Here is a 6,906-nt window from a genome sequence, read left to right on the forward strand (position 1 = left end):
CGGACCGTCGCTGCTGCTCCCCCGGCCGCGGCGGCCCCAGCCTCGGCCGCCGCCCACCTGCTGGAGGGCGGGGCGGACGTCGACGAGGTAGACGATGCTGGCGACCGCGCCGGCGATCGGCAGGATGGACAGGATCGAGAACAGATAGCTGACCACGAGCGCGATGCCGAGGATGATCAGCCAGAAGACCTTGTTCTGCTTGTCGGCGGCCCGGAAGGCGTCCTCCCGGCGGAACGCGGCGTCGAACAGCCCGATCGCGGCCAGGGCCATGAGGATGATCTTCAAGATGCCCATGAACCCCGCGAAGCCCAGCATCAGCATGTCGCCCACCATCCGTCGATTCGCGAACCCCTGCTCGCCGCCACCGTACCCATAGAACGGGCCGGACACCCCAAAGGTGCCCGGCCCGTGCCCGTGCGGCCGGTCACTCTCCCTTGGCCGACGGCGTGGTCTTCTTCGTGGTGGTGGCCTTGCGGGCGGCCGGCGCCTTCTTCGCCGCGGGCTTCTGCTCCGCGGCGGGCCCGGCCTCCGCACCGGCCGGCTTCGGCTCGTCGTCGTGGACCTCGACCGGCTCGGGCTTGCCCTCGACGGCGATCGCCAGCTCCTCGATCTCCTCGGCGGCCTCGCCGCGCCAGGTCTTCACGGCCTGTTCGCCGTGCTCGGCGACCTTCTCGTAGGTCTCGCGGGCCTTGACGGCGTACTCGGCGGCGACGCCGACCCCGCGCAGGGCGAGGTCCTGGGCGGTCTCGCCCAGCTTCTTCACGTCGAGGGTGCCGAAGAGCTCGCCGACCTTGGCCTGCAGGGTCGCCTGTGCCTCCTTGGCGCGGGCGGCGGCCTTCTCCTGCACGGCCTTGGGGTCGGTGTTGCGTACGGCGTCGATGCGGGCCGGGGCCTCGGCGCGCAGCTGCTCGACCAGGGCCGGCACCTTCTTGGCCTGCTGAAGCGCCAGATCGGCGGTGCCGGCGGCGAAGTAGAGCGGGGTCGGGTCGCTGAGGGTCTTGCGCAGGTCGTCGGTGATGGCCATGGTGGGGATCCTCCCGGATCGAATTCGCGTTCGGCTGGGTTGACGAGGTCCGCGGCGGGCGTCCGAGCCCTGGTCCGGCGTTATCCGGCCGTCCGCCGCGGGCCTGCGTCGGTGTCGCTTCCGGCGGCATCGCCTCCGCCGGCCGTACTGCTGCCGCCACCGGTTCCCTGGTCCGTGGCGCCCACCCCGTCCCGCGCCGGCCCGGCCGCCTCGCCGGTCCCGAATCCGTTCTCCTTGCGGAAGGACTCGTAGATCTGGAGCAGCACCTGCTTCTGCCGCTCGTTGAGCGAGGGGTCGGCGAGGATGACGGCGCGCGTCTCGACCTCGTCCCGGTCCCGCTCGGCGTCGAGGATGCCGGCGCGGACGTACAGCGTCTCGGCGGAGATGCGCAGGGCCTTGGCGACCTGCTGGAGCACCTCCGCGCTGGGCTTGCGCAGTCCGCGCTCGATCTGGCTCAGGTACGGGTTGGACACCCCGGCGGCGTCGGCGAGCTGCCGCAGCGACAGCTGGGCGTTCCGCCGCTGCTCGCGCAGGTACTCACCGAGATTGCCGACGTTCAGCGATGCCATGTCTCCACCTTGCCCACCCTCGCTAACTTTTGCAAGCACCTGCTTGCAAAAGTGTGTCGCGAGCGGTGACCGGTGGGCCGGGTGTGGTCACCGAGGCCGGTAGGAGGTGGCCAGCACGGAGACGGTCACCTGACCGGGCAGGGAGCCGTGGCCGTTCAGGTCCGCGTGGGTCAGATGGCGTGCGCTGGGTGTCATTCCCACCAGGTCTATGGCTTCCTGCCTGGTCAGTGGCGTGGTGTATGCGACGTGCCGGGTGTCGGCGGCCTGGAAGTAGGGGTCCAGCGCCTGGTGCAGGCGCTGTTCCTTGTCCGGGTCGATCGTGACCATCGCGGGGATCCGGCCCCGTAGCTCGGCCAGGTGCCGCTCGACGGGGCGCACCACGATCAGCCGGCCGGTCGGGCGGAGCACTCGGTGGAACTCGGACGGGTTGCGCGGGGCGAACACGTCCAGCACGACGTCGAACCCCTGGTCGACCAAGGGGAAGGGGCGGAAGACGTCCCAGCTCGCCGCGGCAGCGCGCGGATGGGCCCGGGCCGCCGAGCGCAGGGCGCGTGCCGACGTGTCCAGCCCCAGGCCGCGGGCGCCGGGCAGTCGACCGAGTACGCCGGCCAGGCAGTGGCCGGTGCCGCATCCGACGTCCACGACCCTGCCTTGACCGGGCAGGGCGTCGGCTGTCATACGAGTGATGGTCCGGTGGATCGGGGCGTACCTGCCGGTGGACAGGAACCGGTTTCGCGCCTGGACCATGGCCGCGTCGTCGCCACTGGTGGCGCGGATGCCCGTCAGGAGGCCGACGTAGCCCTGACGCGCGATGTCGAAGGTGTGGCCCGCCGGACAGCGCAGTGAGCCATGGCCGGGGCGGAGACGGGCGCGGCACACCGGGCAGCGCAGCACGTCGAGGAACGGTTCGAGGGCAGGGGGGAGCAACGCGGGCACGAGGCACTCCTGGCAACGGTGAAGGGAAAGGACCGTGCCTGTACGCGCTCTCGTAAGCCGCGGGTCCCGAGAACAACGAGCCCGGCATCGCGCCGCCTCGGCAGGGCGGCGCGAGGAACGTGGATCACGTAACAGGCACACCAAGGAGGGCGACGCCCCACGGCATCGCCCTCAACGCCTCGTGATCACAGAGCCTGGGTGTGCTGGGTCCACATGCCTATACCTTACGAGCTCACCGAACGCTCCCTTGCCCCACCCGCCCCGGGACGGAAGGACCCCTGCGATGGACATCTCGGACGACGGTCCGGAGCTAAATTCCGGGTGGCTGGACGCCGCCAACAACCTGTGCGGGATCCTGCGGGGGCGCGGCACCTCGGCCGTGGCAGAGCTGTTCGTCGGAGCGGGCTGGAGTTCGCGGTCGTCGTCCTGGGAGGGGTACGAGGTCGAGACGCGCTGGTGCCGGGTCGAGCTTGATCCGCTCGACCGGGCGGAGACCCTGCTGAACGGTGTCGTCGACCCCGGCGGGCTCGACGGCCTCGCCTCGCTGCTCTCCCGGTCCGGGGTGGGCTTCGTCCTGGAGCTGTACGACGAGAGCGGTGACCTGCTCCGGGAGATCACCGGCTGAGCCCGCCCGGTGCACGAGGGGCGGCTCACCGGCTGCCCGTCGGTGGGGGCCTTCACGCGGTGCGCTGGTGTCGGACGTGGCCTGGCGGCCCGACTCCCAACTTATGGATAAGTGCAGGTGGGACGGCCATTCACCTGCGGGTATCGGCCGCCTGCCAAAATCTGCGCCGCCGGCCCGCGACCGGTCAGGAATCGAGAAGCGGCACGGGGGCGGGCGCCGTTACCGTGGCCGGCATGGACGACGTCATCACACGGCACGCCGCCGACGGCCACGAGCTCATCAAGGTCCACGGCGCACGGGAGAACAACCTCAGGAACGTCACCGTGGAAATACCCAAGCGCCGGCTGACGGTGTTCACGGGCGTCTCCGGTTCGGGCAAGAGCTCCCTGGTGTTCGACACCATCGCCGCGGAGTCGCGGCGGCTGATCAACGAGACGTACAGCGCGTTCGTCCAGGGGTTCATGCCCACCCTGGCGCGGCCCGACGTGGACGTGCTCGACGGGCTGACCACCGCGATCATCGTGGACCAGCAGCGCCTGGGCGCCGACCCGCGCTCCACGGTCGGCACCGCCACCGACGCCAACGCGATGCTGCGCATCCTCTTCAGCCGGCTCGGCACCCCGCACATCGGCTCGCCCAAGGCGTTCTCCTTCAACGTCGCCTCCATCAGCGGGGCCGGCGCGGTCACCGTGGAGCGCGGCGGGAAGCAGGTCAAGGAGCGCCGCGAGTTCAGCATCACGGGCGGCATGTGCCCGCGCTGCGAGGGCCGCGGCACGGTCACCGACATCGACCTGACCCAGCTCTACGACGCGGACAAGTCCCTCAACGAGGGCGCGCTCACCATCCCCGGCTACAAGCCCGGCGGCTGGAATCACCGCCTCTACACCGAGTCCGGCCTCTACGACCCGGACCAGCCGATCCGCGCTTTCGGCAAACGGCAGCTGGACGACTTCCTGTACCGCGAGCCGACCCGCATGAAGATCGCGGGCATCAACATGACGTACGAGGGGCTCGTCCCGCGCATCCAGAAGTCCATGCTCGCCAAGGACCGGGAGGCGATGCAGCCGCACATCCGGGAGTTCGTGGACCGCGCGGTCACCTTCACCACCTGTCCCGACTGTGCCGGCACCCGGCTCGGTGCGGCGGCCCGCTCCTCGAAGATCAAGGGGATCAGCATCGCCGACGCCTGCGCGATGCAGATCAGCGACCTGGCCGAGTGGGTGCGGGAGCTGGACGAGCCGTCCGTGGCACCGCTGCTCGCCTCGCTGCGCGACACCCTCGACTCGTTCGTGGAGATCGGCCTCGGCTACCTCTCCCTGGACCGGCCCGCGGGCACCCTCTCGGGCGGCGAGGCGCAGCGCACGAAGATGATCCGCCACCTGGGCTCCTCGCTGACGGACGTCACATACGTCTTCGACGAGCCGACCGCCGGTCTGCACCCGCACGACATCCGGCGGATGAACGACCTGCTGCTGCGGCTGCGGGACAAGGGCAACACGGTGCTCGTCGTGGAGCACAAGCCGGAGGTCATCGCGATCGCCGACCACGTGGTGGACCTCGGCCCGGGCGCGGGTACGGCCGGCGGCACCGTCTGCTTCGAGGGGACCGTCGCCGGGCTGCGCGCGGCCCGCACGCTCACCGGCCGCCACCTGGACGACCGGGCCAAGCTGAAGGACACGGTGCGGGGGCCGTCGGGCGCGCTGGAGATCCGCGGGGCCACCACGCACAACCTGAAGGGCGTCGACGTCGACATCCCGCTCGGGGTGCTGACCGTGGTGACCGGGGTGGCCGGTTCCGGCAAGAGTTCGCTGGTGCACGGGTCGGTGCCGGCCGGCGCGGGTGTGGTCTTCGTCGACCAGGCCCCGATCCGCGGCTCGCGGCGCAGCAACCCGGCGACGTACACCGGGCTGCTGGAGCCGGTCCGCAAGGCGTTCGCCAAGGCCAACGGGGTGAAGCCGGCGCTGTTCAGCGCGAACTCGGAGGGCGCCTGCCCGGCCTGCAACGGCGCCGGGGTCGTCTACACCGACCTGGCGATCATGGCCGGGGTGGCGACGACCTGCGAGGAGTGCGAGGGCCGGCGGTTCGACGCCTCGGTGCTGGAGTACCGGCTCGGCGGCCGGGACATCAGCGAGGTGCTGGCGATGACGGTGGAGCAGGCCGAGGAGTTCTTCGGCAGCGGTGAGGGCCGTACCCCGGCCGCGCACCGCGTGCTGCGGAACCTGGCCGACGTGGGCCTCGGCTACCTCACCCTCGGCCAGCCGCTCACCACGCTGTCCGGCGGCGAGCGGCAGCGGCTGAAGCTGGCCACGCACATGTCCGACAAGGGCGGGATCCACGTCCTGGACGAGCCGACCACCGGGCTGCACCCGGCCGATGTGGAGCAGTTGCTGGGCCTGCTGGACCGGCTGGTCGACGGGGGCAAGTCGGTGATCGTCATCGAGCACCACCAGGCGGTCATGGCGCACGCCGACTGGATCATCGACCTGGGCCCGGGCGCCGGTCACGACGGCGGCCGGATCGTCTTCGAGGGCACCCCGGCGGAGCTGGTCGCGGCCCGCTCCACGATCACCGGCGAGCACCTGGCGGAGTACGTCGGCCGCTGAGCCCGCCCGGGTCTCGGAACGGCAGACGCCGGCCGCCGGGCCCGCCCGGCTCTCGGAACGGCAGCGGCGCGCTCGGCGTGCAGGGCTTCCGTGAGGGCGGGGTCGGTCGACGTCATGCCGCCAGCGTACGACAAAACGTTACCGAGTTACATTATTTACCGAGTCTCAGTCGAGGCTCGCAGCTCCGGCAGCGCCCCGGCCAGCCGCGCGAACGCCCGCTCGGCCGCCCGTACGGCGTCCGGCGCCACCCGCTCGAGCGGCTCGCCCGCCGCGATCCGCCGCCAGTTCTCCAGGGCCAGGACCCGCTGCACGGCGATGATCTGCCCGGCCGCCAGCCGCGCGTCCAGATCGCCGCCGAGCGCCTCGGCGAGCGCCGCCTCCGACCGCTCCTGATGGGCGTAGGCCCGCGCCACCAGCGAGGGGGTGCCGTAGAGCAGCCGGTGGAAGGCGAGCACCCCGGGGTGGTCGTTCAGGCCGGTCACCGGGTCGCGCCGGTCCAGTCCGGCCAGGAAGTGCCGGCCCAGCGCGGCCACCGGGTCGGCGGCCCCGGCCACCACCCGGGCGGCCTCCGTCTCGTGGTCCGCGATCCGGTGCAGGACCAGGTCCTCCTTGGCCGGGAAGTACCGGAAGAGGGTCGGCTTGGAGATCCCGGCCGCGGCGGCGACCTCCGCCACCGACACCGCGTCGAAGCCCCGCTCCAGGAACAGCCGTACGGCGATGTCCGACACGTCCTGGTACATCCGCTGCTTCTTGCGCTCGCGCAGGCCCATCTCACCCATGGTGGGGAGCCTACGCAGACCGGCCCGGGCCGCGCTCAGATCAGCAGGTCGTCCACCTGCGCCTCGCCCTCCCGGTACCGGCGGGCGATCTCCCCGCCGCAGTCGTCGGCGGTGCGCTGGAGGCGCTGGCGGCAGCGGGACACCTCCTGCTCGTAGCGGACCAGGCGGCCCATGGCGGCGGTCAGCTCCGGGTCGGTGCGCGCCGTCAGGTCCGACAGCTCCACCTCGGCGAGCATCTCCGCGGCCAGCCGCCCGTACTCCTCGTTGTGCGGGGTGCCGAGCGTGACATGGCGGGCCGAGGACCGCTGCCGGGCCGGGGCGTCCTTCAGGATCTCCGCGAGCCGGTCGACCACCGAGCCGTCGGCCGGCG

Annotated in this window: 7 protein-coding genes and 1 pseudogene; 2 read left to right on the forward strand and 6 right to left on the reverse strand. The window is 71.7% G+C overall.

The annotated features are described in order from the left end of the window. The 4 genes from H5J33_RS18480 to H5J33_RS18495 form a co-directional block, all read right to left on the reverse strand. The coding region (locus tag H5J33_RS18480; protein WP_181796048.1) for a DUF2516 family protein at window positions 1-330 on the reverse strand (330 nt) is incomplete at its 3' end. 94 nt (window positions 331-424) lie between these two features. Next, window positions 425-1,024: a hypothetical protein gene (locus tag H5J33_RS18485; RefSeq protein ID WP_181796042.1), complete on the reverse strand. Its 600-nt coding sequence runs from the start codon at window positions 1,022-1,024 to the stop codon at window positions 425-427. 80 nt (window positions 1,025-1,104) lie between these two features. Then, a complete protein-coding gene (locus tag H5J33_RS18490) occupies window positions 1,105-1,593 on the reverse strand; it encodes a helix-turn-helix domain-containing protein (RefSeq protein WP_181796043.1) in 489 nt (162 codons plus the stop codon). Window positions 1,594-1,680: 87 nt separating this feature from the next. Further along, window positions 1,681-2,529: a putative RNA methyltransferase gene (locus tag H5J33_RS18495; RefSeq protein WP_181796044.1), complete on the reverse strand. Its 849-nt coding sequence runs from the start codon at window positions 2,527-2,529 to the stop codon at window positions 1,681-1,683. 283 nt (window positions 2,530-2,812) lie between these two features. On the opposite strand from H5J33_RS18495, the gene H5J33_RS18500 reads away from it, so the two are divergent. Together H5J33_RS18500 and H5J33_RS18505 are read left to right on the forward strand one after the other, a co-directional pair. Beyond that, a complete protein-coding gene (locus H5J33_RS18500) occupies window positions 2,813-3,154 on the forward strand; it encodes a hypothetical protein (protein WP_181796045.1) in 342 nt (113 codons plus the stop codon). Between the two features lie 233 nt (window positions 3,155-3,387). After that, window positions 3,388-5,757, forward strand: coding sequence for an excinuclease ABC subunit UvrA (locus H5J33_RS18505; RefSeq protein ID WP_181796046.1), 2,370 nt, complete (start codon window positions 3,388-3,390; stop codon window positions 5,755-5,757). A gap of 155 nt (window positions 5,758-5,912) precedes the next feature. Here the strand turns inward: H5J33_RS18505 and H5J33_RS18510 are convergent, their stop codons facing one another. After that, window positions 5,913-6,536, reverse strand: coding sequence for a TetR family transcriptional regulator (locus tag H5J33_RS18510; protein WP_181796047.1), 624 nt, complete (start codon window positions 6,534-6,536; stop codon window positions 5,913-5,915). A 35-nt stretch (window positions 6,537-6,571) separates the two neighbouring features. Next, window positions 6,572-6,906, reverse strand: a pseudogene (locus H5J33_RS18515) (aerial mycelium formation protein); the annotation flags it as partial.

Source organism: Streptomyces sp. WELS2 (assembly GCF_013870595.1).
GTDB lineage: Bacteria > Actinomycetota > Actinomycetes > Streptomycetales > Streptomycetaceae > Streptomyces.